Here is a 24,751-nt window from a genome sequence, read left to right as displayed (position 1 = left end):
CTCTTCGCTGGGTCCCGGTCCTAAAAGGCGATGCCTTGGCGGGACAGTGTTGCCAGCTTTTGCTTCACGAAGGCGGGGCTGGGCGACGCGACGATCGTGCCGTCGGCGAACAGCGCCGTCGGCTTGGATCCCCCGAACATGCCGCTCAACGTCTCGAAATAGCGACGGTCGTAGCGACAGCTTCGCGAGGCCCGCGGCGGGAGGGCGCCGGTGCCGATGGCGCGCCGCCAGGTCGCGGCGCGATCGGGACTGCACCAGATGTCGGGCAGGAAGGGCTTGCTCGCGGTTCCGATCGTGCTGGGTATGATGGCATAGCGCGTCCCGGCGGCGGCAAGGGCGGCCTCCAGCTTCTTCGAAAAGGGACAGTCATAGGCGGACAGAAGCAGCATGCGGAGCGGGCCGTTTCCGCCCTGCTGGATCAGATCCGAATAGCGGATCTGGTCGCGCCAGCGCAGCACCAGCGCGCCCCATTCGGACCCCGAAAGCGGCGCCCCCGTGTCGCCGTGCTGGGCGCCGAGCTTGCCGTTGTTGAAGCTGTATTCGCCATCGCGCGTCACCAGTATCGGCGCGGTTTCACGCGGCGAATAGGGGATGGGGCGATCGATCTGATATAATCCCGCAAAGGGTGTCGCGACAAAGCGTTCATTATACAGGCGCTGCAGCGTTTCGATGTCGGCGCGCTGCGTCGCGGCGGGCGATGCAGTTTGCGCGGCCGCGGGCGCGGCCGCGGTCAGCACGGCGCAAAGGCTGGTGAGGGTCAGGACGGCAAGATGGCGCATAAGGGTCATCCCTGCGAATAGCGGAAATGGGGAGGGCAGGCGGGATATTGGCGCTTGCTGTTGCGCACGGGCTGGAACCCGGGGATGCAGGGGCTCATATTCGGCATGAGAGCGGCATCGTAGCGGCCGTCCGACTGGAACACCCAGAAGTTGAGGAAATTATCGCTCGGCGGATTTAAAAACAGATAGTTACGGATGGTCTTTGCGTCGCCATAGGACTGCCCCGGCGCCAGCGTGATACTCCCATGATCGCTGACGCGCCCCGCATAGCCATCGGTCTGGCTGACCAGCACGACGCTGACTTCGCGTCCGCATTTGTTGACGAACCGGAAGTAGACGAGTTTCTGGTCGGGGCTCTTGTGCCCCGGCTTGGCGATCGTCTGGTGACTCCATTCGACGCAGCCGCTTGTCCGGCCGCCGCTTTCGAGCGTCGCCGCAACGCCCGATTGCTGCGCCGATGCCGGTTCCGCAACCATAAGCAGCAGCGCGCCGAAGGCGATGCAAAGGCCGCGGCTCATGGCTGCACCATCACGGTTTCGCGAGTGATCCGGCTATATTCGGAAGGCTCCAGATCGAACCCGACAACCTCGGCCTCGATCGTGCCGCCGTTGCCGCTGGGTCGCGAAGCGACGAGGCGGGCCCGGATGACGAGGCCGAGATTGCCGAGCCAGCTGTCGGCCTTGAGCGCCGCAGCCTTGTCGGCGGACATTTTCCATACGCGTGCCTTGTCCGCGTTGCGGAACTTGAGCGCGATCTGCATCGCGCCGTCGCGGAAGGGATAGAAGGCGTCGGGTGCGAAGGCACCTAGCGGGATGCCGCCGAGGCCGGGGTCATAGTCTTTGGGATCGGCGCGGGTGCGCAGGGTGACGCAGCGGACGTCCTTGATCGCATTCCACTGCGTATCGACCTGCGCGTTCGCGCGCTTCCATGCTTCTTCGGCACCGAGTCCCCGGTCGAGGCCGGATAATGCCTCGTCCGCCCATTTTTCGCGCGGTGGGGCAAGGCCGGTCATCGCATAATAGATGATCGCCCAGTCGCGATCGGTGAGGTCGTCGGTGTAGCTGTCGCATTTTGCCGGCGGCGCGGCGGCAGGTTGGGCGGGCTGGGCAGCAGCGGTCACCGGCTGGCTGGAAGCCGAAGTCGCGGTGCCTGCGTCCGTGCCGCCCGCGGCCTGCTTGTCGCCGCACCCGCTTGCGGTGAGCGTGATGCAAAGCGCCGCGACCGATGTCAGAAATATCCGGCGCATCAGAATTTGCCTCCCTGGTTGGCGCCGGCATCGGCGGCTTGCGACGCGCGGTACGCATCGCGCTCTTGCGGGAAGCGGTTGACCTCATAATCATAATAGGCGGCGGCATCGATCATCGCGACACGAACGGCCTGCGCCAGTTGCGGATTGCCATAGGCCGGCTCGATCATCGCGACGATGGTCAACCCGCAGTCGGGGCGCCAGTTCATCTGCGTCCCGTAGATCGATATGCCGGCGCTGCATTCGCGCAGCTTTTCGCGGTCGAATTCGGGTAGCGGCTTGCCATCGGGACCGCGCAGCCAGAACATCTCGCCGCGATCGCCGGTGAGCGACGGCTTGCCATATTTCTGTTCAAGCGCCGCCTGCTGAGAAGCGATCGTCGGCTCGCCACCCTTTTGGAAGGGCTGGGTCAGCCACAATGCATAAAGCTTCTCCTGCCCCGGCATACCGTCGGCATAGAGGCTCCATTCGGCATCGACCTGCTCCAGCCGGTTGCGCGGGTCATAGTTCAGCACATCGGTCGAGCTCCACCGCGCCTTGTGCTGGCCCGTGGCGACGCGCACGAAGCTGCGGATCTTGAGGCCGGCCTGATCGCGCGACAGTTGCGGACCGTCACCTTCGAGGAGGATGCTGTCCGCCTCCTTGCCGTCGGGGCATTGGACGAAGCGGACTGCGGTATCGAGCGGGACGCCGAGCCGGAGGCCGCGCAGATCGTCGACCGCGCTTCCTTCGGGGCGCGGCGGTATCACGGTGCCGCCGCAATCGACCTCGATCTTCTTGCCATAATAGGTCATCGCACCCGACGGACCTTCGCCCGCGGCCAGGTCGCGCGTTTCAGACGGCTTGGGATCGCCGCCGCCGCAGCCAGCGAGCGACAATGCGGCGGCGGCAACCAGGAATTTCTTGGCGTGAGGCATCGTATCAGTCCTTTGCGAGCGGGTTGCGCAGCTTTCCGAGTCCGGCGGCAATCAGGGCCGCGCCGGCGAGCAGCAGCAGCCATGTGCCGATGCCGAGGCTGATCCCGTCGGCCATCCGGTCGCGGACGAAATCGGGGACCATCGACAGGATCGCCGAACGAAGCATGACGACCATCAGCGCCGCAACGATCGACGCGGCGCCGGTGACCAGCATGGGCAGCCGTTCGGACTTGCCGGACCATGCGGCCCAGATCAGCCACAGCGCGGCGATCGGCGCGGCGAAGCGCAGGATGAGCAGCGTCTGGACGGTGTCGAAGCCTGATTTGCCGCCGCCGAGCATTTCCTTCGCTGCGGCAACGCGGCCCAGATCGTCCATCGCATTGCCAAGGCCGATCAGCGTCGCGCTCTGAACCGGCGAGGTGAGCGCGGAGAGGAAACAGGCAAGGAGAACGAGAAGCGCCAGCGGAACCGCAAGCGAGCGGGTCATCAACGCGGCGATCCGCGCCCCTTGTTCGGACTCGGTCAGCGCGCCGAGATCGGCCCCGATCGTGCCGAGCGCGGCCATCGCGGAACCGCCGACGGGATAGATTTCGCGCGCACCGCCGTTTTCGCTCTCGAAGTCGACGACGAGCCCGGGCGTCGGTGGCTTGTCGCCGCCGCGCCAATCGGCGCGATCGAATTTGTGGCGCGTGCCATCGTCCGCCGATATCGCGCCCTTGCCGGTCGCCTCATCGAACCCGAGTATCTTTCCCTTCATATACCGCCCCCGAAAAAGGCCGGCGGACGAACCCGTGGGACCGCGCACCGGACGCTTGAAAAGCGGAAGCACCTGCGAAGGATGCCTCGCGTGACGAACGGGCTATTTTGGTGGGTCCTCAAAGTCTTGAAGCTACTCTAAAGAATTTCTAAAGTTGACCGGACAGGGGGTCGCCATGACGCAATCAAGCTCTTCCCGACGGAGGCGCAGGCTCTGGAAGTTCGCGGGGGCGGAGTTCGACGAAGCCAGCTGGACGCTGCGTGTCGATGGTCATGCCGTAACGCTCGAGGGCAAGCCGCTCGAAGTGCTGCACGAGCTGCTTCTGCGCGCGGGCGAGGTCGTGACGAAGGATGAGATCTTCGATGCGGTGTGGCCGGGCGTCACCGTGGTCGAGGGGTCGCTGACCACGGCCATATCGAAATTGCGCAAGGCGCTCGGCGAAACGCGCGAGCAGATTGTCGAGACGGTGCCGCGGGTCGGATACAAGCTCGCCGCGCCGGTTGCGATCGAAAGCGTCGAGTCCCCGCTGGCGCCGCGCTTTGCTTTTGCCGCCGGCGACGCGGTCCCCGGCCGCCGTCAATGGCGGCTGGTCGAAGCGCTTGGCGATAGCGGCGCTGATGATGTCTGGCTGGCGCGCCATGACAAGACCGGCGAGACGCGCGTCTTCAAATTCGCCGATGCGCCTGACCGGCTGCGTAGTCTGAAACGCGAAGCGGCGCTGACTCGCCTGCTCTTTGCCGGACTCGGCAAATCGGCCCCGCTTCCCGCGCTGCTCGAATGGAATTTCGACGCGTCGCCCTTCTTCCTCGAATATAGCTATGGCGGCCGCGATCTGACGGCGTGGGCGTCCGAGCGGGGCGGGCTGGCGGAGATTGCGGTCGAGACGCGCATTGCGGTCGCGGCGATGATCGCGCGCGCGGTCGCGCGGATGCACGATCTGGGCGTGCTGCATAAGGATCTGAAACCCGCGAATATCCTTATCGCGACCGAGGACGGCGGCGAAACGATCCGGCTGGCCGATTTCGGTAGTGGGCGCCTCCTCGACGATAGCGTGCTCGCCAGCTTTCAAATCACCGATCCGGGATCGCTCGACCCCGATCTGGCGCGCGACGAACCGCGGTCGGGAACGCTTGCCTATCGCGCGCCCGAGCTGACCGGCGATGCGATGCCGACGGCGAAAAGCGATATCTATGCGCTGGGAATGATCCTCTATCAGCTCGTGGTCGGCGATTTTTCGGCGTCGCTGGCGCCCGGCTGGGAAGGCCGCATCGCCGATCCCGTCCTGCGCTCGGACATTTTGGCCGCGGCCGAGGGCGATCCGGCGCTCCGCTTGGCCAGCGCCGCCGATCTCGCCGACCGGCTCGAGACGATCGACCGTCGGCGAGCCGACGCATCGGCGGCGGCGCGGCGGGCGGCGGCCGCCGAAGAAGCGCGGCGGTTCGAGGAAAAACAGGCCGCGCGGCGTCCTTGGATCCGCGCCGCCATCGCGAGCCTCGCGGGCGGCTTTATCGCGTCGAGCGCGCTGGCGGCCTATGCCTGGCATCAGCGCGGTGCGGCACTGGAGGCACGCGATCAGGCCGAGACCAGCTATGCCTTCATCGCCGAAGATGTGCTGTCCAGCCCCGATCCGGCGAAGTCGAGCACCGACGAAACGGTCATCGAGGCGATGAAGCGCGCGAGCGCGAATATCGACGCGCGTTATGCCCGCTCGCCGGGCACCGCCGCGCGGCTCCATCTCGCGGTCGCGCGCGCCTTTTATCAGCGCAGCGATTTCGACACCGCCCGCACCGAATATGCGCGCGCCGCCACGCTGTTCGGCAAGGCCGGGGAAGCCGACAGCGAGGATGCCGTCCTGGGCCGGCTCGGCAGCATCCATATGGACGCAACTTCGGGCCAGCCTGGACGGTTGGAGGCGGCAGGGGCCGCCATCGCCAAAGAGCAAAAGGCGCTCGGCGACCGGGCGAAAAGCGGGCGTATCGGCTTCGCGCTGGCGCAGTCGGAGGGGGCTTATGCCTACACCGCCGACATCGAGCGGGCCGAGCGCGCGATACGCCGTGCGGTCGCGATCGGTTCGGCGCCGGGCGCGCGCGTTTCGCCGACCCAACTGCTGAAAGCGCGGTCTTCGCTGGCGCTGGTGATGCTACGCGAGGGCAAGGTTAAAGAGGCGGAACCGGTGGCGCGGGCTATCGTCGCCGACTCGACCCGGATACGTGGAGCGGACAATCCGGACACGCTTGTGACGCGGCAGCACTGGGTGACGGCGCTGTCTATGCTCGGCGAACATGAGCGCGCGCTGCGCGAAAGCGGTCCGCTGATAGCCGCGCTCGAACGGCGCTTCGGTCCCGATCATCGCTTCACGCTGGCGATGCATTCGACGCGGTTCGAAAGCCTCGCCGCCCTCGGACGCTATGGCGAGGCCGCGGTGGAGGCGAAGCGGGTCTGGGAGGGGGCGGCCACGCAGGCCGGAGCGCTGTCCCATCAGGCGCTTGTCGGCCAGAATGACTATGCGTCGGCTCTCTGTCAGACGAACCGGCGCCGCGATGCCTTGCCCATCCTGGCGGATGCGGCGGCAAAGGCCCGCCAGGCATTCGGCGCCGATTACGGGCTGACCCATGCGATTCAATTCTATCTGGGCGAGTGCGAACTTGCGAACCATCGCTTCATCCAAGCGCAGCGCAGCTTTTCGCTTGTCGATGCAACCAAGGTTGCAGAATTGACCGGGCGGCCCGATTTCGCCGCGACACTGGCCGCGGCGCGGGCCGAGACGATGCTGGGGCTGGGCGACCGTGCCAAGGCCGGTACGCTGCTCGATACGGCCGAGGCTGCGGCAAAGGCGTCGGAAGATCCCGAACTCAAACAGCGGTTGCAACGGCTGCGCGCCCAATTGCGCGGGTAAGGCTGGAGCGCAAGGCCGGTCTGGCTTGAGATAATCTTTAGAACGGCGTGAAGACTTTGCGGCATCGCGCTCGCTAGCTCTCTGGCGACACCTGGCGGAAGGGCCGGGTCGATAGAGAGGGAGCGATCATGCGGGCACATTCTGGCCATCGTTGCGTTATGACGGCGGAGGGGCGTCCATGATCCGCCCGTTGATGACGGCATCGTCGATGCTGCTGCCGCTGCTCGCGCTCGTTCAGTCGCAACCCGCGGCGACGCCAAAGGTCTGGCCGCGCGAGGTGCAGGCGCTCTATGACAGTCTGAAACAGGAATGCCGCGCCGAAGGCGGCAAATTCATTCCCGATCGCGCGCATTTCGCGGTCGAGACCGAGGTGACGGGCGACGGAAAGCCCGACTGGGTGGTGGATTACAGCAGTGCGCGATGCTCCAACGCGGGCTATTCGGCCTATTGCGGCACGGCCGGATGCATGATTGCCATCTTTGGGTCCGACCGCAACGGCTATCGCGAAATCTTCAACGATAATGTCCGGGACTGGCAGGCGGTGAAGCTCGACGGAAAGGGGCGCACCGGGCTGGGCCTTTCGGTTCACGGGACGGTGTGCGGAAGCGTCGGGGCGGATATGTGCCTGGAAGTCCTGCGGTGGGATGGACGCAAATGGGCGGTGGTTGAACGGCGCCGCGGCACCGATGCGGACCTGTCGGCGTCAACCGGCGAAGGCGCCGGGCCGCCGCCCACCCTTCACAGCGCGCGCTGGCAGGTCGCGGGAAGCGGTGCCGGCACCGTCGCCGCGGTAACGGGGCATCCCGAATTCACCGCGGTGGGGCTTCGTTGCCAACCGGGCGGCGCCGTGGCGATGACGATCGTGCCGGCCAAGGGGCTGCACCTGCCCCCGCCGGGCAAGCCCCTGCTGATCGGCTTTCGAAGCGCCGGCGAAGGCAGCGAGGCGACGCAAAGCCTGAGCCCCGAAGCCGGAAAGCCCGATTTCAGCGGCGCGCTCGATCCCGTCGCCCGCGGCCTGCTGATGGGCGCCGACAGCGACCTTTCGCTCTACGCAAGCTATGACGGCGGCGATGAATGGACCGAATTGACGGCGCTTTCGCTTGCCGGATCGACGGCGGCGATCCGAACGCTGGAGAAACAATGCCCACGCGGTGCTGTGGCCAATGCTGGGGGAGCGGCAGGTCCGGGCCAGTCGCGCATTTTGCCGCTGCCGGTCGGCTATTATGTCGATGCGCGCATCTCAACCTGCGAAAAGCCCTTCGCCGACATCGCGATTTATCTAGCCGAGGACCGGATCGTCCAGCGCGGCAACAGCTGCAAGTTCACCAGCCTGAAGATGACGAGCACAAACGCCTTTCGGCAAACCGAGAGCTGCCCCGACATCGATGGACGGCCGATGCCCGCCACACAGGATTACAGGATCACCGGACCCCAATCGTTTGAGCTTGTTGGGGTGGGCGACGCATGGACCTTTTGCTCTGCCAATCGCTTGCCCGCCAATGCAAAATTTTACCGGGCAGCGAAATAGGCGGGCTCGACGGAGCTGCAAAATGGCAGGCAAGCGCGACCATTTTCCGGATATCATTCGGGGCCGATCGCGCGACATAATAGAGGTCGGGTGGAAGACGATCTGGCTTCTGCTGATCGCCTTTCGGGTGTGGCTCGCGGGCAAATGGACGCATGATATCGAAGCGCTTTTCCAAAACCGCATCGGGATGCTGCTCGCCTATAACTTCATGCCGTGGCGCCAAGTCGGGGCGCGTTACGTGATCCAGCCGATGGGCCGCTACGTCGGCTGAATTAGCCGCGCGCGAAGATAGTCGCCGAGCTCCTGGCGGGAAGAAAGGCCAAGGAGCAGCAATATCCGCGACAAATGGTTGCGGACGGTAAAATGCGAAATACCGAGTTCGCGGCCGATGCCTTTGTTCGACAGGCCGCGCATGACGCCCAGGGCGATTTCGAATTGCCTTTGCGTCAGACCGTCCCGCAATCCCCTCATGTTCGACTCGACCGGCGATATCTCGGGACAGGCGTCGGCATTGGTACGATCGTCGATTTCGAGGCAGGCCGACGCCAGAGCCCGAATTTGCGCAACCGCATGACCGTCGGCTGCGACGACAATGAGCAATTTGGAATTCTGCCTGGTTCGAAGGGCGTCGCGGAGCGACGCCGCGTACGGCTTTTCGCAAGGCGTATTTCGATCGCGCCCGAATTCGCCTCGCTTGTCGGGAGCGCTCATCGGCCTTGCTCGGGCAGAACGGCTTCGCTCTGTGTTCGCATATTACGCCTCGCGCTCGCGAATGCCGAACGCCAGCAACCACAGTGCGAGCGCCAGTTCGCCGAGCAGAGTGGGCAGGGTGAAATATTGCGGAAGCTGCGCCGCCCGGAGCGGCGCTCCGAGCCAGGCGAGGCTGTTGACGAGATTGCATGCGCCCGCCGCAGCAACGAGAAGGCCGATGGCTCTTGGCATCGCGCGTCCGTGCCAAATGAGCCAGCCAAGGAGCAGGCAATAAGCGCCGAAGAAAACAAGGCTGATCTTGTAGCCGTCGCCATGGACGCGCAGCAGCAGATACACCCAATCGGCGAGCGAGGATGACGGCTGCCCCAAATCCGGGAGCCGCAAAATCATCGCCGACAGCAGCGTATCGCATGCGAGCATCGCGATGCCGATCAGGCTGAAAGAAGCGGCTATGGCCGAGACCCGCGGCGCTCCCTTGCGGAAGATGCCATGCAGGAGAATGGTGACGCCGATATAGCAACCCAGCATCGCGAGATCGGCGATCATCCCGAGCCGGAATGTCGATCCCGATGCGAAAATGGCCTGTGCGGTTGCGGCGGGATCGCCGCGCACGATCAAGGCGCCGCGGGCGACGACTTCTGCGTAAACGCCAAAGCCTATCGTTCCCAGATACAGGAATCCGGCGAGGCGGGCATGCGAAGCGTCCGCGCTCATTCCGGGCCTCCTTCGGTGGTAGTCCACGTCCAGGCGGCGATGACGATCGAGGCGGTGAGCGCCATCTCGATGATCGCCAGAGTGATGTAGAATGGCGCGGCACCCGGCAGCGTCATCGCCATGATAGCGGTATACAAAAGGCCGAAGACGATATTGCTCCAGCGGCAAATTGCTGCCGGGAGATAGAGCGTCGCCGCGATCAGCAGCGCGGGGATCGCCATCATCAGCGAAACGGCAACCAGCGTTCCAGGGGTTGCGGGTCCAAGCGGCCCGATGTTTCCCTGCGCCATCGATGCCAGCTTGTTATCGGTATAGAGGCCGAAATAGTCGCCATAGACATAGCAGAACATTGTTGCTGTCCAGAGCGTCGACAGTTTGAGGCGGGTAGGGACCGGGATGTCCGTGAGACTCTTCATCGCATGACCTTGTTAAGTCCAAAATATGGGCGGCCACGGATCGTCGGGTCGTTGCAAAGAGGCGGGCCGGTCGGCCATCTCTCCTTCGTCCCCGTTTCCGCTCGGGCCACCCGCCGGATCGGTCATTTTGGCGCCGCTAGTCTTGCCGGTTTGGAATTCGGCGATGTTTTTTTGCGTCGATTGCCTCACATTGCCGATGAAATTTCGGCCATCGGATCCGCCGCACGGGCCAGCGGGCCGCCGAATATGCTTGCCGATCGCCCCCCGCGGTTTACTTGTTGCAGGGTGCGATTGCCGATGGGGGGCATGCGAGGCCAACCGATCCGGTGAGCGTCGTGGTTTCTGTCCGGAGTCTTTAAGGGTTCTGCGTTGATGGCGTCGATTTTGCAGCCTGGCATTCGTTCGCAGCGACCGGACCCGATGAGGATCGACCTTTCGCTTCTCTACGGCGCGGCCTTTTGTTGTGCGTCGCTCGCATTCTGCCTCAAGTCCGTGCTGGCATCGCGGCTGGGTATGGCCGTCGACGCGGTTGCGATCCTGGGTAATGCGACATGCGGATGGTCGTGGCTGGCAACCCGGTCGCTTTTCCGGTGCGAATCTCCGTCGCGAGGCGACTGGTGGCCGGTCGCCGCGGTGCTGATGGTGATGATCGCGTCCGCTGTGACATCGCTGGTGCCGGCAGACGGCATGCCTCTCAGGATCCTGGATAATCTTGCCAGATTGGGGAGTTCCGCCATGCTGCTTATGGCGGTGGCCGAACCGTTGCTCGATCTGCGCGCGCAAAGCGACAAATCCGAACGGCGCTTCCGCATCCTGTATTCAGGCATCTACGCAGCCATATTGGCGGTGGCGGTCCTGGCCGTCGACGGGGCGCCCGACGGGTCGGCCGCATCCCAACTCAGCATTCCGGTCAAGGTCGTTTGCGCGATCGCGGCGGTATTCGGCTATGGGTTGGCCCTCGGCCATCGGAAACGGCATCCGCTCGTCGATCCGAAGGCGCGCGCTTCGCGGAAACCCGTTGCGTCGGACCCCCGGCTTGAAGCGCAGTTGATCACGCTCATGCGCGAGAACAGCCTCTACGCCGAGGCTGATCTGCGCGTTGCCGACCTGGCACGGCTCACGGGTGAGCCCGAATATAAGGTGACCCAGTGCATTACCGGTGCGCTTGGCTACCCCAATTTCAATCAGATGGTGAACGGCTACCGCATCGAAGAGGCAAAGCGCCGCCTGGTCGATCCGGCGCTCGCCCACTTGCCGATCCTGACGATTGCGCTGGATTGCGGATTTGGTTCGATCGGCCCGTTCAACCGAGCCTTCAAGGCCGACACCGGCATGACGCCGCAGGAATTTCGTCGGCAGTCCCGATAGGCGTCGCCTCTGGAGGCGCGATACTGGACGAACATCGGCTTGTCGTCCGGTTCGGCGTTCCGCTTCAGCGATTTAAGTGAATGGCTCCCCGGGTAGGATTCGAACCTACGACCGATCGATTAACAGTCGATTGCTCTACCGCTGAGCTACCGAGGAGCAGCCCGCCGAGGCGGGCAAGGCGGCCCCTTTGCCGCCATGCGGATCATTTTGCAAGGGGGTTGTACGGCAATTTTTACGGATCGTTCAGAAGCCCGACCGAAATTTTTCGCGCACCCAGCTTTCGGGCGCCGGGAGGATGGGCGAGAAATAGTCCGAGCGGCCGCAGACCGTATCGATCAGCTGCCGTAGCACCGATCCCGACTGCGCGGTGGTCGAGTCCGACGGCCCCGCTTCGGTATCCAGATATTTGCCGGCGACGTAAAAGCTGCTGTCGCGCATGAATGACGTGTTCGAACCACAGTCGGCCTGCCGCGTGGTCATCGTGCGGTCGAAATCGCGCGTATCGGTCGTGCTTTCGTAGAGCGTCTGCTGGCGAAAGGTGACGGTGGTGCCCGACCGCTGCACCGAATCGATATCGACAAGATAGACAAGCTGCGGCGCGTTGCTGGAATAGGCGGCAAGCCGCCACGATTCGGCGAAGGCCGGCTGCGGCGCGAGCAATGGCAAAAGAGCAAGCATGGTCAGACGCATGAAATTCCCCCATTCATGTGAAGGGCGATGCTAACCGCGCCCGGCGGCCGCGCAAGCGGTCAAACGATGAATTGTTCCATCGCGATACGTTCGTCGAGCCCCTGATCGGGATCGAAGAGCAGCGTGAGCGGCCGGCTGCGATCGGTGGTGACGAGCACGGTCTTCACGTCGCGGATTTCGCGTTGGTCGGCGACCGCACTGACGGGCCGCTTGGCGGCTTCGCGGACGTTGAAACGGATGCGCGTCGATTCGGGAACCAGCGCGCCGCGCCAGCGTCGCGGGCGGAACGGGCTGATCGGGGTCAGTGCGAGCATTTCGGATTCGAGCGGCAGGATGGGGCCGTTCGCCGACAGATTATAGGCGGTCGAACCCGCCGGGGTCGCGACGAGCACGCCGTCGCAGGCAAGTTCCTCGAGCATCTGCTTTTCGTTGATCAGCACCTCAAGCTTCGCGGCCTGCCGCGTTTCGCGCAGCAGCGAAATTTCGTTGATCGCCGGCAGGATGTGCCGTTCGCCGCTGATCGTGGTGATATCGCCCTGCAGCGGGTGGATCAGGAAGGGGCGGGCGCTCGCGATGCGGTCGATCAGCCCTTCGACGCGAAATTCGTTCATCAGGAAGCCGATGGTGCCGCGGTTCATCCCGAACACGGGCAGACTGCGCCGCTGATCGAGAAGCTGGTGCAGCATGTGCAGCAGGAAGCCGTCGCCGCCGAGCACGATGAGCATGTCGGCTTCGCCAAGATCGACGAAATCGTAAAGCGGGCGAAGCTCGGCCTCCGCCTCCATCGCCGCGGGCGCATTCGACGCGACGAGCGCGATCTTGCGTTGCATCTGGTCCCCCTGGGGCGTGATCTAACCGCCCGTTGCACTCATATGACGCGCGACCGCCGGTGTGGACTTTCGTTCGATCTGAAAGTCATGCGCGCGGGGTTTGCCAGCCAATGCGGCATCAATCAAGCCATCGACATCGCTCCCTTCACGCAGCGCGGCGCGCAGGTCGACATGGTCGTCCTGGCCGAGGCACATATAGATGCGCCCCTCGACCGTCAGGCGGATGCGGTTGCAACTGGTGCAGAAATTATCGCTGAGCGGGGTGATCAGGCCGAGCGTGACCGGGCTGTCCTCGATCCCGAAATAGCGCGCCGGGCCGCCGGTGTGGCGATCGACCGGAAAGATGGCGCGATCGGCGCGCAGCGGCGCGATGAAATGGTGGAGCGGAATATAATGATCGCTGCGCTCATCGGCGACCTCGCCCAGCGGCATGGTCTCGATGAGGGTCAAATCGCAGCCCTCGTTGGCGCACCAGTCGAGCATCGGCAGAAGCTGGTCTTCGTTGAGCCCTGCCAGCGCGACCATGTTGATCTTCACCGCCAACCCGGCGGCCCGGGCTGCGGCGATGCCGCGCAGCGCCGTAGCGAGTTCGCCGACGCGCGTAATGTGGCGAAAGGCGTCGGGGTCGAGCGTGTCGAGACTGACGTTGACGCGGCGAATCCCCGCTTCGACAAGCATCGAAGCATGGTCGGCCAGCCGCATGCCGTTGGTGGTCAGCGTCAGTTCGTCGAGCCCGCGGCCGATGAGCGCGCCCAGTTGCGCCGCGAGCAGATCGATCCCGCGCCGTACGAGCGGTTCGCCGCCGGTGAGGCGGATACGGCGGACGCCGCGCGCAACAAAGCGTTCGGCAAGTACGCCCATTTCTTCTATACTGAGGACCGCGGATCGAGGCAGAAACTGCATCTCCTCAGCCATACAATACCGACATCTGAGGTCGCAGCGATCGGTAACGGACAGGCGCAAATAGCTGATGCGCCGACCGTGACCGTCGGTGAGTGGAGCGACAGGCGGGGCGGAATTTGCGGCCATCGCCTGAATGATGGTGCAAAAGGGAAGAGATTGGCAAGCAAAGCCTGCTAGGGGGCGCCAATGAATCGCACAGTTGACACGAACGCACAAAGCGTTCGGCACCTTGAAAATCTCCACGGTCGGCACGGCGCCGACGCGGGCGTCATTCTGGTCCAGGTCGACCAGCTCGCCCGAATCAACCATAGCGCCGGTACCGAGACCGGAAACGCGCTGCTCGACGAAGTCGCGCGCCGGCTCGAAACCTTTGCCGCTGACGAATTCGGTCATGGCTCGTTCGTCGGCCGGCTCGAGGGGCCGCGCTTCCTGATCGTGCCTGCGGTGCCCTTATCGCTCGGAGCGCTGCGCGCGCAGGAGCGGGCTTTGCACGTCGCGCTGGCCGAACCGATGGTCGGCGATCCGAATGGCCGGCTTGCGATTCGCATCGTTACGGCGCTGATCACGCGCGACGAGCCCGTCGAGGAGCAGCTTCGCGCCGCTGCCGACCAGCTCGCACGTCCAGCATCGGCGCGCGACGGTGTGATGGTCAAGTCGGCGCTCGCCAATGACGAGGTCGCAATCTTCTATCAGCCGCAATATGAGGTCGCGACGGGAGCGATGATCGGGGTCGAGGCGCTGCTGCGCTGGCAACATCCCGAACTCGGCCTGCTCGGCGCCGGACCGCTGGTTACCGCAGCGCGCGCGGCGCGCATGGAACGCGAGCTTACCGAACATGCGCATCGCGTCGCGCTGGCCGAGATCGCCGGCTGGCCGCGGGCGCTCGGCAAGCTTCGCGTGTCGCTCAACATCACCGCCGCCGACCTCGGCGATCCCGATTTCGCCGACCGTTTCGCGGCGATGGTGAAGGCCACTGGTGTCGATCCCGACCGCCTGACGCTCGAACTCACCGAACAGGCGATGCTCAGCGATCCGGCCAGCGCAGCGGCACAGCTTGCCCAAATCCGGGCGCTTGGCTGCGCAATCGCGATCGACGATTTCGGAACGGGCTATTCCAGCCTGTCGCTGCTCGCCAGGCTGCCGATCGACTATCTGAAGATCGACAATGGTTTCACGCGCACGATCGACGGCAGCGACCGCGACCGCATCGTGGTGCGCGCGATCGTGGACCTTGCGCGTGCGCTTGGATTGCTCGTCGTCGCCGAAGGGGTCGAGAACGAACGCCAACTCGAGCGGCTGCGCGAACTGGGCGTTGCGACCTGGCAGGGCTTTCTGAAGTCGGGGCCGGTGCCGGGAAGCGAACTGCCGGGGCTGATGGAATAAGTCCGCAATAGCGGCCGTCTTAGCTCGCCTGCCGTGCGAGTTTCCCCAAACCTTTCGACAGTTGCAGTGCGCCGTTGAGCCGCGCGCCCGCGCTGATCCAGTCTCCGCTCACCGACAGCTTGTTGTCGGGCCGGATGCGCGCGCGACCCTTCAGCCGCTCGACATAGGCGATCAGACCGGGGACATTGGCGAACTGGTCGCCGTGGAAGCTGACGAGGGCGCCCTTGGTGCCGACGTCGAGCTTGGCGATGCCAGCCGCCCTCGCGTTCGCCTTGATCTCCATGAGCTGGATGAGGTTCGCGGTTTCGGGCGGCAGCGGGCCGAAGCGGTCGATCATCTCGGCCGCGAAACCGTCGAGCCCGGTACGGTCCTCGGCCTCGTTGAGGCGGCGATAGAGCGCCATGCGTAGCGGCAGGTCGGGTACATAATCTTCAGGGATAAGGATCGGCGCATCGACCGTGATAACGGGCGACAAGGCCTCGCGCGGCGGTGCGACGCCAGCACCTTCGGCCTTGGCGACGAGGATCGCCTCTTCGAGCATCGATTGATAGAGTTCGAATCCGACCTCGCGAATATGTCCCGACTGTTCGTCGCCGACGAGATTGCCGGCGCCGCGAATGTCGAGGTCGTGACTGGCAAGCTGGAAGCCAGCCCCCAAGGTGTCGAGATCGCCGAGCAGCTTGAGCCGCTTTTCGGCGGTGTCGGTGATCGCGCCGCCCTCGGGCGTCGTGAGGTACGCGTAGGCGCGCGTCTTCGACCGGCCGACGCGGCCGCGGAGCTGGTAAAGCTGGGCCAGGCCGAAACGGTCGGCGCGGTGCACGATCAAGGTGTTGGCGCTCGGAATGTCGAGGCCGCTTTCGACGATCGTGGTCGATACGAGCACGTCATATTTGCGATCGTAGAAGGCGCTCATGCGCTCTTCGACTTCGCCGGGCGCCATCTGGCCGTGCGCGACGACATATTTGATTTCGGGGACGCGGGTGCGCAGGAACTCCTCGATGTCGGGCAGATCCTTGATGCGCGGGGTGACGAAGAAGCTTTGGCCGCCACGGTCATGCTCGCGCAGCAGCGCTTCGCGGATCACCACCGGATCCCACGGCGCGACATAGGTGCGTACCGCCAGACGGTCGACCGGGGGCGTCTGGATGACGCTGAGTTCGCGCAGCCCCGACATCGCCATCTGCAAGGTGCGCGGGATCGGCGTCGCCGTCAGCGTCAGCACATGGACGTCGGCCTTGAGCTGCTTCAGCCGTTCCTTGTGGACGACGCCGAAACGCTGCTCCTCGTCGACGATGACGAGGCCGAGATTACGGAATTCCACCGATTTCGCGATCACCGCGTGGGTGCCTACGACGATATCGATTTGCCCGCTGGCGAGGCCGTCGCGCGTTTTCTGCGCTTCGCCCGCGGGCACGAGACGCGACAGGCGGCCGATGTTGACCGGGAAGCCTTTGAAACGCTCGACGAAGTTCGTGTAATGCTGGCGCGCGAGTAAGGTCGTCGGCACGACCACCGCGACCTGCACCCCCGCCATCGCCGCGACGAAGGCGGCGCGGAGCGCAACCTCGGTCTTGCCGAAACCGACGTCGCCGCAGACGAGCCGGTCCATCGGGCGGCCCGACGCCATATCCTCCAGCACGTCGCCGATCGCGCGGTCCTGATCGTCGGTTTCCTGGTAGGGGAAACGGTCGGCGAAAGCGGGATAAGCGGCGTCCTGCGCCAGCACTTCGCCGGGGCGGAGCGCGCGTTGCGCCGCGGTCGCGAGCAGTTCGCCAGCGATTTCGCGGATGCGCTCTTTCATCCGCGCCTTGCGGCGCTGCCATGCCTCGCCGCCGAGCTTGTCGAGCGCAACCCCGTCGCTCTCGCCTCCGTAGCGCGAGAGGACGTCCAGATTTTCAACGGGGACGTAGAGCTTGTCGCCGCCCGCATAAGTGAGCGCGACGCAATCGTGCGGGCTTTTCCCGACCGGGATCGACGTCAGCCCTTCGTAGCGGCCGATGCCATGATCGAGGTGGACGACGAGATCGCCGACGCTGAGCGTCGCGAGTTCGGCGAGGAAGGCGTCGGCGCTTTTGCGGCGCTTTTGACGACGTACCAGCCTTTCGCCGAGAATATCCTGCTCGGTGAGCAGGCTGATCGCGTCGCTCGCGAAGCCGTGGTCGAGCGGAAGAACGACCATTGCGGTCGCGCCGCCGGCATCGGCCGAAGCGGTGCCGAGTGCTTCCTGCCAGCCGTCGGCGGAGGCAAGCGCGCTGACGCCATGGTCCCTGAGCAGCCCCGACAAGCGATCGCGCGCGCCCACCGAATAGCTGGCGATAATCGTCCGGCGGCCCTTGCGGCGTTCGTCCGACAGATGGTCGGCGACCTTGTCATAGACGTTGAGGTCCGCCGCGCGCTCGGGCGTGAAATCGCGGGCGGCAAAGCTTTCGAGATCGATGACGTTCGGCGCGGGCGGGACATCGAAGGGGGAGACGACATGCACCGGCCGGTCGCGCTCGGCAGCCGCCCACTCGCTCGAGGTCAGGTAAAGCGTGTCGGGGGCGAGCGGGCGATAGCTGCCCGCCTGCTCGCGCTCGGCCGCGACGCGGTTTGCATGATAGTCGGTGATCGCATCGAAGCGCGTCTCCGCCGTCGCGTCGGTGCGGTGGCCGCGCAGCACCGGGGTTGCGGGGTCGATATGGTCGAACAGTGTCGCCAGCCGTTCCTCGAACAGCGGCAGCCAATGGTCCATCCCCGCCTGCCGCCGGCCCTCGCTGACCGCCTGATAGAGCGGATCGCCGGTTGCCTGCGCGCCGAACATCTCGCGGTAGCTCGACCGGAAGCGCTTGATCGTGTCCTGATCGAGCAGCGTTTCGGCCGCAGGAAGCAGTTGCAGCGACTTGGCGGGGCCAAGACTGCGCTGGTCGGCGGGATCGAAGCGGCGAATACTCTCGATCTCGTCGCCAAAGAAGTCGACGCGCAGCCCCGCGTCCTCGCCGGCGGGGAAAAGGTCGACGAGGCTGCCGCGCACCGCGAATTCGCCCTGATCGGCGACGGTATCGACGCGGTTGAACCCGTTGGCGACGAGCAGTTCGGCAAGCGCGTCGCGATCGATCCGCTGCCCCGGTGCGAGCGTGGTCGCGAGCTGGCGGATGCGGAAGGGCGTGAGGGTGCGCTGGGCGATCGCGGCGACGGTGGTCAGGATCAGTTCGCCGCGCTTCGGCGGCGCCTGCAGCGCCGACAGCGTGGCGAGCCGGTCGGCGCTGACGCGCATCGACGGCCCGGCGCGGTCATAGGGCAGGCAGTCCCAGGCGGGAAAGCGATGGATGACAAGGTCGGGCGCAAAGAAAGGCGCGGCATCGGCGACCGCCTGCATCGCGGTATCGTCGGTCGCGACATAGACGAGCCGCTTGTCGCTGGTGCGCGCCAGATCGGCGAGCAACAGCGGCAGGAAGCCGTCCGCGGTGCGCGCGAGCGTCAGCGGTGCCGACGCCGACGTGATGGCGGCGAAAATGTCGGCGGAGGGACGGGTCATGGCAGCGGAATATAGTCCAGCCGGCGCATCGCGGCGATCATTGCCGGTCGGTCGAGATGCGCGGGCGGGTGCCCGGTGCCGAGCGCCCACGCCATGATGTCGACGTCATCTTCTTCGACGACGGCTTCGAACCACGCGATTTCGTCTTCGCCCCACGCCGCCGCATAGCGATCGAAGAAGCCGCCGATCATATAGTCGGCCTCGCGCGTGCCGCGGTGCCAGGCACGGAATTTCAGGCGTTTGAGGCGGTCTTGCATGGCGGGCCTTTTAATCGCGCAAGCGATGAAGTGAAAACGGACATCGCCCCCACTCACCGTTCGCCCTGAGCTTGTCGAAGGGCTGTTCTCTCTTTCCGCCGCTGGAAATAAGGGCGGTGCTTCGACAAGCTCAGCACAAACGGAAGAGAGGTTGGGTTTCCTTCGCTCGACACGAACGGAAAGACGAGGCTAGACACGCCCTAGCCATGCGACCCGAAATCCTCAACCCGCTCTTTGCCGCGCTGACCGACCTCAAGGGTGTCGGTCCGCAGCTTGCCAAGCCGCTGACGCGGCTGGGGCTCGAGCGCGTTGTCGATGTGCTGTTCCATCTGCCGACCGGCCTGATTTCGCGCGTGCCCGTCGACCGGCTCGATCAGGCGCAGGCGGGACAGACGATCATCGTCGATCTGACCGCGCAGGATTACCGCCCCGGCCGATCGCCGCGGGCGCCGTTCGGGGTCGAGGCGTTCGACGCGGCGGGCGACCATGTGCGGCTGGTCTATTTCGGGCGGACGTCGGGTCTGGCGCGCAAACTGTTCCCCCTGGGGGAGAAGCGCCGGGTGTCGGGGCGGCTCGATCTTTATGGGGATATGCGCCAGATCGTGCACCCCGACCATGTCGCCGAAACGGGGGGCGAAGCCGGGATTGCGGAACATGAACCCGTCTATCCGCTGACCGAAGGACTGACCAATGCGCGGCTGTCGCAGCTGGCGGCGGTGGCGCTCGAGCGCCGACCCGAACTTGCCGAATGGATCGACGCGCCGCTGCTGGCGAGTCGCAACTGGCCCGCGTGGCGCGATGCGATGGAACGCGCCCACGCCAGCCCGCGCGACGAAGCGGCGCGCGACCGGCTCGCCTACGACGAGATATTCGCCAGTCAGGTCGCGCTGATGCTGATCCGGCAGGGATTGCGCAATCGGCGGGGGAGGGCGGTGCGCGGCGACGGGCGATTGGTCGATGCGCTAAGGCTGCCGTTTGGCCTGACCGGCGCGCAGGAGCGCGTCGGGCGCGAGATCGCCGGCGACATGGCGCAGGACACGCCGATGCTGCGCATGCTGCAGGGCGATGTCGGATCGGGCAAGACGCTTGTCGCGCTGCGCGCGATGCTGGCGGCGGTAGAAGCGGGAACGCAGGCGGCGCTGCTCGCGCCGACCGAGATTCTGGCCCGCCAGCATTATGCGACCTTGCAATCAATGCTCGCCGGGCTGCCCGTCAATCTCGCCATCCTGACCGGCCGCGACAAGGGACGGGCGCGCGAATCGACGCTGATGGGGCTTGCCGACGGCAGCATCGACATATTGGTCGGAACGCATGCGATCTTTCAGGACGCGGTGAACTACCGCGATCTGTCGCTCGTCGTGGTCGACGAACAGCATCGTTTCGGCGTGGCCCAGCGACTGATGCTGACGAACAAGGCGGCGCGTCCGCCGCATCTGCTGGTCATGACCGCCACGCCGATTCCCCGCACGCTGCTGCTCGCCAACCATGGCGAGATGGACGTGTCGCGGCTCGACGAAATGCCGCCCGGGCGGACGCCCGTCGATACGCGCGTCGTGTCGGTCGACCGGCTCGACGAAGTGATCGACGGCCTGGCCCGGCATCTGGCGAACGGCGCGCAGGCCTATTGGGTGTGCCCGCTGGTGGCCGAGAGCGAGGCGAGCGAACTGGCCGCGGCCGAAGATCGCGCCGCGCTGCTCCGCGCCCGGTTCGGCGAGGCGCGCGTCGGGCTGGTCCATGGCCGCATGAAAGGGCAGGACAAGGATGACGTCATGGCACGGTTCGAGGCGGGCGAGATCGGCGTTCTCGTTGCGACGACGGTGATCGAGGTCGGGGTCAATGTCCCCGCCGCCAGCCTGATGATCGTCGAGCATGCGGACCGCTTCGGGCTGGCCCAGCTCCACCAGCTCCGCGGCCGCGTCGGACGCGGAACGGCGAAATCGGTGTGCCTGCTGCTGCGATCGCAGACTCTGTCCGAAACGGCGCGCGAGCGGCTCGCGTTGATGCGCGACACGAACGATGGCTTCGTGATCGCCGAAAAGGATCTGGAGCTGCGCGGCGGCGGCGAATTGCTGGGGCTCAAGCAGTCGGGCGACGCCGATTATCGTTTGGCGACGCCCGAACAGCTCGTTCGCCTCTTGCCGGTGGCGCATGACGATGCGCGGCTGTTCGTCGAACGCGACGGCGGAATGGAAGGCGCGCGCGGCGAAGCGGTACGGCTTTGCCTGTATCTGTTCGAGCGCGATGCGGCGGTGCCGCTGCTGCGGAGTGGGTGAGCAAGCGTCGCCCCCGCGCAGGCGGGGGCCGCTGGCAGTTTTTGCAACGACGGAGAGACGGGTCTCCAACGGCCCCCGCCTGCGCGGGGGCGCCGCGATCGGGAAGCGCTAGTTTACGTCGCCGCGGGCGCCCATGGCGCGGATCATCGGCAGATAATCTTCGGCGGTGATCGATTTTTCGAACTGCACACCGGTCTTGCCGCCGAGCGACCAGACGACCTTTGCCGCCGTGCGGCCGATGATGGGCATGCGGAACACGACCAGATCGCCTGGCTCCAGCCCGCGTTCGTAACGCATCAGCAAGCCGTCGGCGCTGATGTTGACGCAGGTGCACATTTCCTGCCGCCCGTCGGGCAGCACGAAGGGCAGGCGACAGTAAACGTCGCTGCGCGGAGCAATTCGCTGGTCGAGCCCGACATAGTGGGCTTTGCTCGTGTCAATCTTACGCATACGTCCCGGACCTTTGTGGTTTGCCGGAGAAGATCATCGCGATTGCTGAAGAATCCGTAAACGCTTTTTTGCGGATTCAGCGCGTGACGAGCCCGTGCTTCTTTGCCCCCAGGCTGACCGGCACATCGTTTTCGCCGGGCACGACCAGATAATGGGGGTCGCGGATCACCGTGCCGTCGACCTTCACCGCCCCCTCGTCGAGCTTGCGGCGCGCCTCCTTGTTCGACGCCGCAAAACCCATTTCGCGCAGCGCGTTCAGGATGCCGATCCCTTCGGCCGGGGCCGAAACGCGCGGCAGGTCGCCGCCGATGTGGCCCTTTTCAAAGGTTTGCGTCGCGGTTTCCGCCGCAGCCTTCGCCGCATCGGCGCCGCGGCACAGCGCGGTCGCTTCGTTGGCGAGGATCTTTTTCGCTTCGTTGATCTCGGCGCCTTCGAGCGCTTCGAGCCGCGCGATCTCGGCAAGCGGAAGGTCGGTGAACAGCTTCAGGAAGCGGCCGACGTCGCGGTCGTCGCAGTTGCGCCAATATTGCCAATAGTCAAAATGGGACAGTTGAGCGGCATTTAACCAGACGGCGCCGGCGGCGGTTTTGCCCATTTTGGCCCCCGCGGCGGTGGTCAGCAGCGGAGTCGTCAGCCCGAAGAGCTCGGCGCCGTCCATGCGACGACCGAGTTCCATGCCGTTGACGATATTGCCCCACTGGTCCGATCCGCCCATCTGGAGCCGCACGTCCATCGCCTTCGACAGATGGCGGAAGTCGTACCCCTGAAGGATCATGTAATTGAATTCGAGGAAGGTCATCGGCTGTTCGCGTTCGAGGCGCAGCTTGACCGAATCGAAGGTCAGCATGCGATTGATCGTGAAATGCGTGCCGACTTCCTGAAGCAGCTCGATATAACCGAGCTTGCCCAGCCAGTCCTGATTGTCGACCATCACCGCGTCGGTCGGGCCGTCGCCGAAGATCAGAAAGGGTTCGAAGATCGTGCGGATCGATGCGATGTTCGCGGCGATCGTTTCGTCCGACAGCATCTTGCGGCTCTCGTCGCGCCCCGTGGGATCGCCGATCCGCGTCGTCCCGCCGCCCATCAGCACGACCGGCTTGTGCCCCGTCTGCTGCAGGCGGCGCAGCATCATGATCTGGACGAGACTCCCGACATGCAGGCTGGGCGCCGTCGCGTCGAAGCCGATATATCCCGGGACGACCTGTTTGGCGGCAAGCGCATCGAGCCCTTCCGCGTCGGTCATCTGATGGATATAGCCTCGCTCGTCGAGCAGGCGCAGCAGGTCGGATTTATAGTTCGTCATGGCGGCCTCATTGAAAGCGGGGGGCGCTTAGCATGGGGTTTGCGATTTGGATAGCATGCGCACACAGCTGATCTGCCACCCCGGGACGCCCGCGAAAGCGGTGCGCGCGGTGTGGGCTGAGGTGGCGCTGTCGTTCGAAGACGGTTTTTCGCTGCGCTTCGGGGTCGAGGGCGATATCGGCGCCTTGGTGCTGCCGCCCTGCGAAGGACAGCTCGTAATCGCCGACACGGCGACCGACGGGCTATGGCAGAGCAGCTGCTTCGAGGCGTTTCTGACCGAAGAGGGGCAGCCCGACTATACCGAGTTCAACTATGCGCCCGATGGCCGCTGGGCCTGCTACCAGTTCGACGATTATCGCTCGCTCTTGAAAAGCGACGATCTGGCGCCGTGGGACATGACGTGCGAGCGCGGCGCCGCGCTCTATATCCTGCGCATCGAACCGGGCATCTATCCCGATCGCGGCAGCAAGCTCGCGCTGTCGGCGGTGATCGAGGAACTGGACGGCACCAAAAGCTATTGGGCACTGCGGCACCCGCCCGGCAAGCCCGACTTCCATCATCCCGATTGCTTTCAACTGACGCTTGGGGCACCCGGCGCAGCATGACCGTGACATTTGGCATCGACCGCCTGCTCGCCGATCCGGCGCTTCGCAAACCGCTCGAGGGGCGCCGCGTCGCGCTGCTCGCGCATCCCGCGTCGGTTACGGCTGACCTGACGCACAGCATCGACGCGCTGGTCGCGGCGGGGGTGAATGTCACCGCGGTGTTCGGGCCGCAACATGGTGTGCGCGGCGACCTGCAGGACAATATGATGGAGTCGCCCGACTTCACCGATCCGACCTACGGCATGCCGGTGTTCAGCCTCTACGGCGAAGTGCGGCGGCCGACCGGGCAGGCGATGCACACGTTCGACGTGATGCTCGTCGATCTTCAGGATCTGGGTTGCCGCATCTACACCTATGTCACCACCTTGCTCTACATCCTCGAGGCAGCGGCGGCGCACGGCAAGGCGGTATGGGTGCTCGACCGGCCCAATCCCGCGGGGCGCCCGGTCGAAGGCACGCTGCTGCGCGCCGGATGGGAAAGCTTCGTCGGTGCGGGGCCGATGGCGATGCGCCACGGGTTGACGCTGGGCGAAATGGGGCACTGGTTCCTTCGCCACTTCGGCCTCGACGTCGACTATCGTGTCATCGCGATGGAGGGGTGGCAGCCCGATGGTCCGGGTTTCGGCTGGCCCGCTGACCGCGCTTGGATCAATCCCAGTCCCAATGCGCCGAACGTCAACATGGCGCGCGACTATGCCGGGACGGTGATGGTCGAGGGCGCGACGCTCAGCGAGGGGCGGGGGACGACGCGCCCGCTCGAACTCTTCGGCGCGCCCGACATCGATGCGCGGGCGGTGATCGCCGAGATGCACCGGCTCGCCCCCGAATGGCTGACGGGCTGCAAACTGCGCGACATCTGGTTCGAGCCGACCTTTCACAAGCATAAGGGACAGCTCAACAGCGGCATCCATATCCACGCTGACGGCCCGTGGTACGACCATGCGACGTTCCGCCCGTGGCGCGTGCAGGCGCTGGGCTTCAAGGCGATCCGCGCGCTCTATCCCGATTATCCGATCTGGCGCGGCAAGGATTTCAAATATGAATATACCGACGATGTGCTTGCGATCGACGTGATCAACGGCGGGTCCGACTTGCGCCTGTGGGTCGATGATGCGGCGGCAGCGCCGGGCGACCTCGACGCGCTGGCGCTGCCCGACGAGGCGGCGTGGCGTGACGAGATTGCGGATTTGCTGATTTACCAGGGATAAGGGG

Annotated in this window: 23 protein-coding genes and 1 tRNA gene; 8 read left to right on the top strand and 16 right to left on the bottom strand. The window is 65.2% G+C overall.

The genetic code is table 11. The features are described 5' to 3' along the window. Nucleotides 1-20: 20 nt before the first annotated feature. From AOA14_RS00400 to AOA14_RS00380, 5 genes are read right to left on the bottom strand one after another with little or no spacing between them, the layout of a single operon-like run. Nucleotides 21-779, bottom strand: coding sequence for a thioredoxin domain-containing protein (locus tag AOA14_RS00400; protein ID WP_062900382.1), 759 nt, complete (start codon nt 777-779; stop codon nt 21-23). Between the two features lie 5 nt (nt 780-784). Next, nucleotides 785-1,297 carry a hypothetical protein gene (locus tag AOA14_RS00395; protein WP_062900381.1) on the bottom strand — a complete coding sequence of 171 codons (513 nt, stop codon included), beginning with the start codon at nt 1,295-1,297 and terminating at the stop codon, nt 785-787. Continuing rightward, nucleotides 1,294-2,025, bottom strand: a complete 732-nt coding sequence (locus AOA14_RS00390) for a hypothetical protein (protein WP_062900380.1) — start codon at nt 2,023-2,025, stop codon at nt 1,294-1,296. The genes AOA14_RS00395 and AOA14_RS00390 overlap by 4 nt, the downstream gene beginning before the upstream one ends. Next, nucleotides 2,025-2,942 carry a hypothetical protein gene (locus AOA14_RS00385; protein ID WP_062900379.1) on the bottom strand — a complete coding sequence of 306 codons (918 nt, stop codon included), beginning with the start codon at nt 2,940-2,942 and terminating at the stop codon, nt 2,025-2,027. Before AOA14_RS00385 ends, AOA14_RS00390 begins: the two co-directional genes overlap by 1 nt. 4 nt (nt 2,943-2,946) lie before the next feature. Then, entirely contained in the window at nt 2,947-3,699 is a 753-nt protein-coding gene (locus AOA14_RS00380) for a hypothetical protein (protein ID WP_062900378.1), read from the bottom strand. Between the two features lie 175 nt (nt 3,700-3,874). Between AOA14_RS00380 and AOA14_RS00375 the strand changes: the two genes are divergently transcribed. The 3 genes from AOA14_RS00375 to AOA14_RS00365 all read left to right on the top strand — a co-directional run bounded on the left by AOA14_RS00375 (nt 3,875) and on the right by AOA14_RS00365 (nt 8,394). Further along, nucleotides 3,875-6,595, top strand: coding sequence for a protein kinase domain-containing protein (locus AOA14_RS00375; protein ID WP_062900377.1), 2,721 nt, complete (start codon nt 3,875-3,877; stop codon nt 6,593-6,595). Between the two features lie 178 nt (nt 6,596-6,773). Beyond that, nucleotides 6,774-8,123: a hypothetical protein gene (locus AOA14_RS00370; protein WP_062900376.1), complete on the top strand. Its 1,350-nt coding sequence runs from the start codon at nt 6,774-6,776 to the stop codon at nt 8,121-8,123. A 22-nt stretch (nt 8,124-8,145) separates the two neighbouring features. After that, entirely contained in the window at nt 8,146-8,394 is a 249-nt protein-coding gene (locus AOA14_RS00365) for a hypothetical protein (protein ID WP_062900375.1), read from the top strand. On the opposite strand, the gene AOA14_RS00360 is transcribed toward AOA14_RS00365, so the two are convergent. The 3 genes from AOA14_RS00360 to AOA14_RS00350 all read right to left on the bottom strand — a co-directional run bounded on the left by AOA14_RS00360 (nt 8,382) and on the right by AOA14_RS00350 (nt 9,964). Beyond that, nucleotides 8,382-8,723 carry a helix-turn-helix domain-containing protein gene (locus tag AOA14_RS00360; RefSeq protein ID WP_202988339.1) on the bottom strand — a complete coding sequence of 114 codons (342 nt, stop codon included), beginning with the start codon at nt 8,721-8,723 and terminating at the stop codon, nt 8,382-8,384. The two genes, AOA14_RS00365 and AOA14_RS00360, sit on opposite strands and share 13 nt — an antisense overlap. Nucleotides 8,724-8,876: 153 nt before the next feature. Next, a complete protein-coding gene (locus AOA14_RS00355) occupies nt 8,877-9,548 on the bottom strand; it encodes a DUF4386 domain-containing protein (RefSeq protein ID WP_062900373.1) in 672 nt (223 codons plus the stop codon). Next, a complete protein-coding gene (locus AOA14_RS00350) occupies nt 9,545-9,964 on the bottom strand; it encodes a DUF6326 family protein (RefSeq protein ID WP_062900372.1) in 420 nt (139 codons plus the stop codon). Before AOA14_RS00350 ends, AOA14_RS00355 begins: the two co-directional genes overlap by 4 nt. Nucleotides 9,965-10,384: 420 nt before the next feature. On the opposite strand from AOA14_RS00350, the gene AOA14_RS00345 reads away from it, so the two are divergent. Beyond that, nucleotides 10,385-11,332 carry a helix-turn-helix domain-containing protein gene (locus tag AOA14_RS00345; RefSeq protein WP_062900371.1) on the top strand — a complete coding sequence of 316 codons (948 nt, stop codon included), beginning with the start codon at nt 10,385-10,387 and terminating at the stop codon, nt 11,330-11,332. A gap of 81 nt (nt 11,333-11,413) precedes the next feature. Here AOA14_RS00345 and AOA14_RS00340 read toward each other — a convergent pair. The 4 genes from AOA14_RS00340 to moaA all read right to left on the bottom strand — a co-directional run bounded on the left by AOA14_RS00340 (nt 11,414) and on the right by moaA (nt 13,881). Further along, nucleotides 11,414-11,488, bottom strand: a tRNA-Asn gene (locus tag AOA14_RS00340). Between the two features lie 87 nt (nt 11,489-11,575). Further along, nucleotides 11,576-12,022: a surface-adhesin E family protein gene (locus AOA14_RS00335; RefSeq protein WP_062900370.1), complete on the bottom strand. Its 447-nt coding sequence runs from the start codon at nt 12,020-12,022 to the stop codon at nt 11,576-11,578. Between the two features lie 59 nt (nt 12,023-12,081). Beyond that, a complete protein-coding gene (locus AOA14_RS00330) occupies nt 12,082-12,852 on the bottom strand; it encodes an NAD kinase (RefSeq protein ID WP_062900369.1) in 771 nt (256 codons plus the stop codon). A gap of 21 nt (nt 12,853-12,873) precedes the next feature. Continuing rightward, nucleotides 12,874-13,881 carry a GTP 3',8-cyclase MoaA gene (gene moaA, locus AOA14_RS00325; protein ID WP_062900368.1) on the bottom strand — a complete coding sequence of 336 codons (1,008 nt, stop codon included), beginning with the start codon at nt 13,879-13,881 and terminating at the stop codon, nt 12,874-12,876. Between the two features lie 60 nt (nt 13,882-13,941). Here moaA and AOA14_RS00320 point away from each other — a divergent pair, with 60 nt between their 5' ends. Then, entirely contained in the window at nt 13,942-15,138 is a 1,197-nt protein-coding gene (locus AOA14_RS00320) for a GGDEF domain-containing phosphodiesterase (protein WP_062900367.1), read from the top strand. 19 nt (nt 15,139-15,157) lie between these two features. On the opposite strand, the gene mfd is transcribed toward AOA14_RS00320, so the two are convergent. Both mfd and AOA14_RS00310 read right to left on the bottom strand, forming a co-directional pair. Then, nucleotides 15,158-18,652: a transcription-repair coupling factor gene (gene mfd, locus AOA14_RS00315; protein ID WP_062900366.1), complete on the bottom strand. Its 3,495-nt coding sequence runs from the start codon at nt 18,650-18,652 to the stop codon at nt 15,158-15,160. Further along, nucleotides 18,649-18,909, bottom strand: a complete 261-nt coding sequence (locus AOA14_RS00310; protein WP_062900365.1) for a succinate dehydrogenase assembly factor 2 — start codon at nt 18,907-18,909, stop codon at nt 18,649-18,651. The genes mfd and AOA14_RS00310 overlap by 4 nt, the downstream gene beginning before the upstream one ends. 206 nt (nt 18,910-19,115) lie before the next feature. Here AOA14_RS00310 and recG point away from each other — a divergent pair, with 206 nt between their 5' ends. Beyond that, complete coding sequence (recG, locus tag AOA14_RS00305; RefSeq protein ID WP_062900364.1) at nt 19,116-21,182, top strand: ATP-dependent DNA helicase RecG; 2,067 nt, start codon at nt 19,116-19,118, stop codon at nt 21,180-21,182. Nucleotides 21,183-21,290: 108 nt separating this feature from the next. Here recG and AOA14_RS00300 read toward each other — a convergent pair whose 3' ends face one another. Next, entirely contained in the window at nt 21,291-21,632 is a 342-nt protein-coding gene (locus tag AOA14_RS00300) for a PilZ domain-containing protein (RefSeq protein WP_003039557.1), read from the bottom strand. A 76-nt stretch (nt 21,633-21,708) separates the two neighbouring features. Beyond that, nucleotides 21,709-22,935 carry a tyrosine--tRNA ligase gene (gene tyrS / locus AOA14_RS00295; RefSeq protein ID WP_062900363.1) on the bottom strand — a complete coding sequence of 409 codons (1,227 nt, stop codon included), beginning with the start codon at nt 22,933-22,935 and terminating at the stop codon, nt 21,709-21,711. A 55-nt stretch (nt 22,936-22,990) separates the two neighbouring features. Here tyrS and AOA14_RS00290 point away from each other — a divergent pair, with 55 nt between their 5' ends. Both AOA14_RS00290 and AOA14_RS00285 read left to right on the top strand, forming a co-directional pair. Next, entirely contained in the window at nt 22,991-23,539 is a 549-nt protein-coding gene (locus AOA14_RS00290) for a DOMON-like domain-containing protein (protein WP_062900362.1), read from the top strand. A gap of 2 nt (nt 23,540-23,541) precedes the next feature. Further along, on the top strand, nt 23,542-24,747 hold the full coding sequence (locus tag AOA14_RS00285) for an exo-beta-N-acetylmuramidase NamZ family protein (RefSeq protein ID WP_062902935.1): 1,206 nt from the start codon (nt 23,542-23,544) through the stop codon (nt 24,745-24,747). Nucleotides 24,748-24,751: the final 4 nt, after the last annotated feature.

This window comes from Sphingopyxis terrae subsp. terrae NBRC 15098, assembly GCF_001610975.1.
Classification (GTDB): domain Bacteria; phylum Pseudomonadota; class Alphaproteobacteria; order Sphingomonadales; family Sphingomonadaceae; genus Sphingopyxis; species Sphingopyxis terrae_A.
The sequence above is the reverse complement of the archived record's forward strand: the minus strand, read 5'-3'. Positions and strand labels throughout refer to the sequence as shown.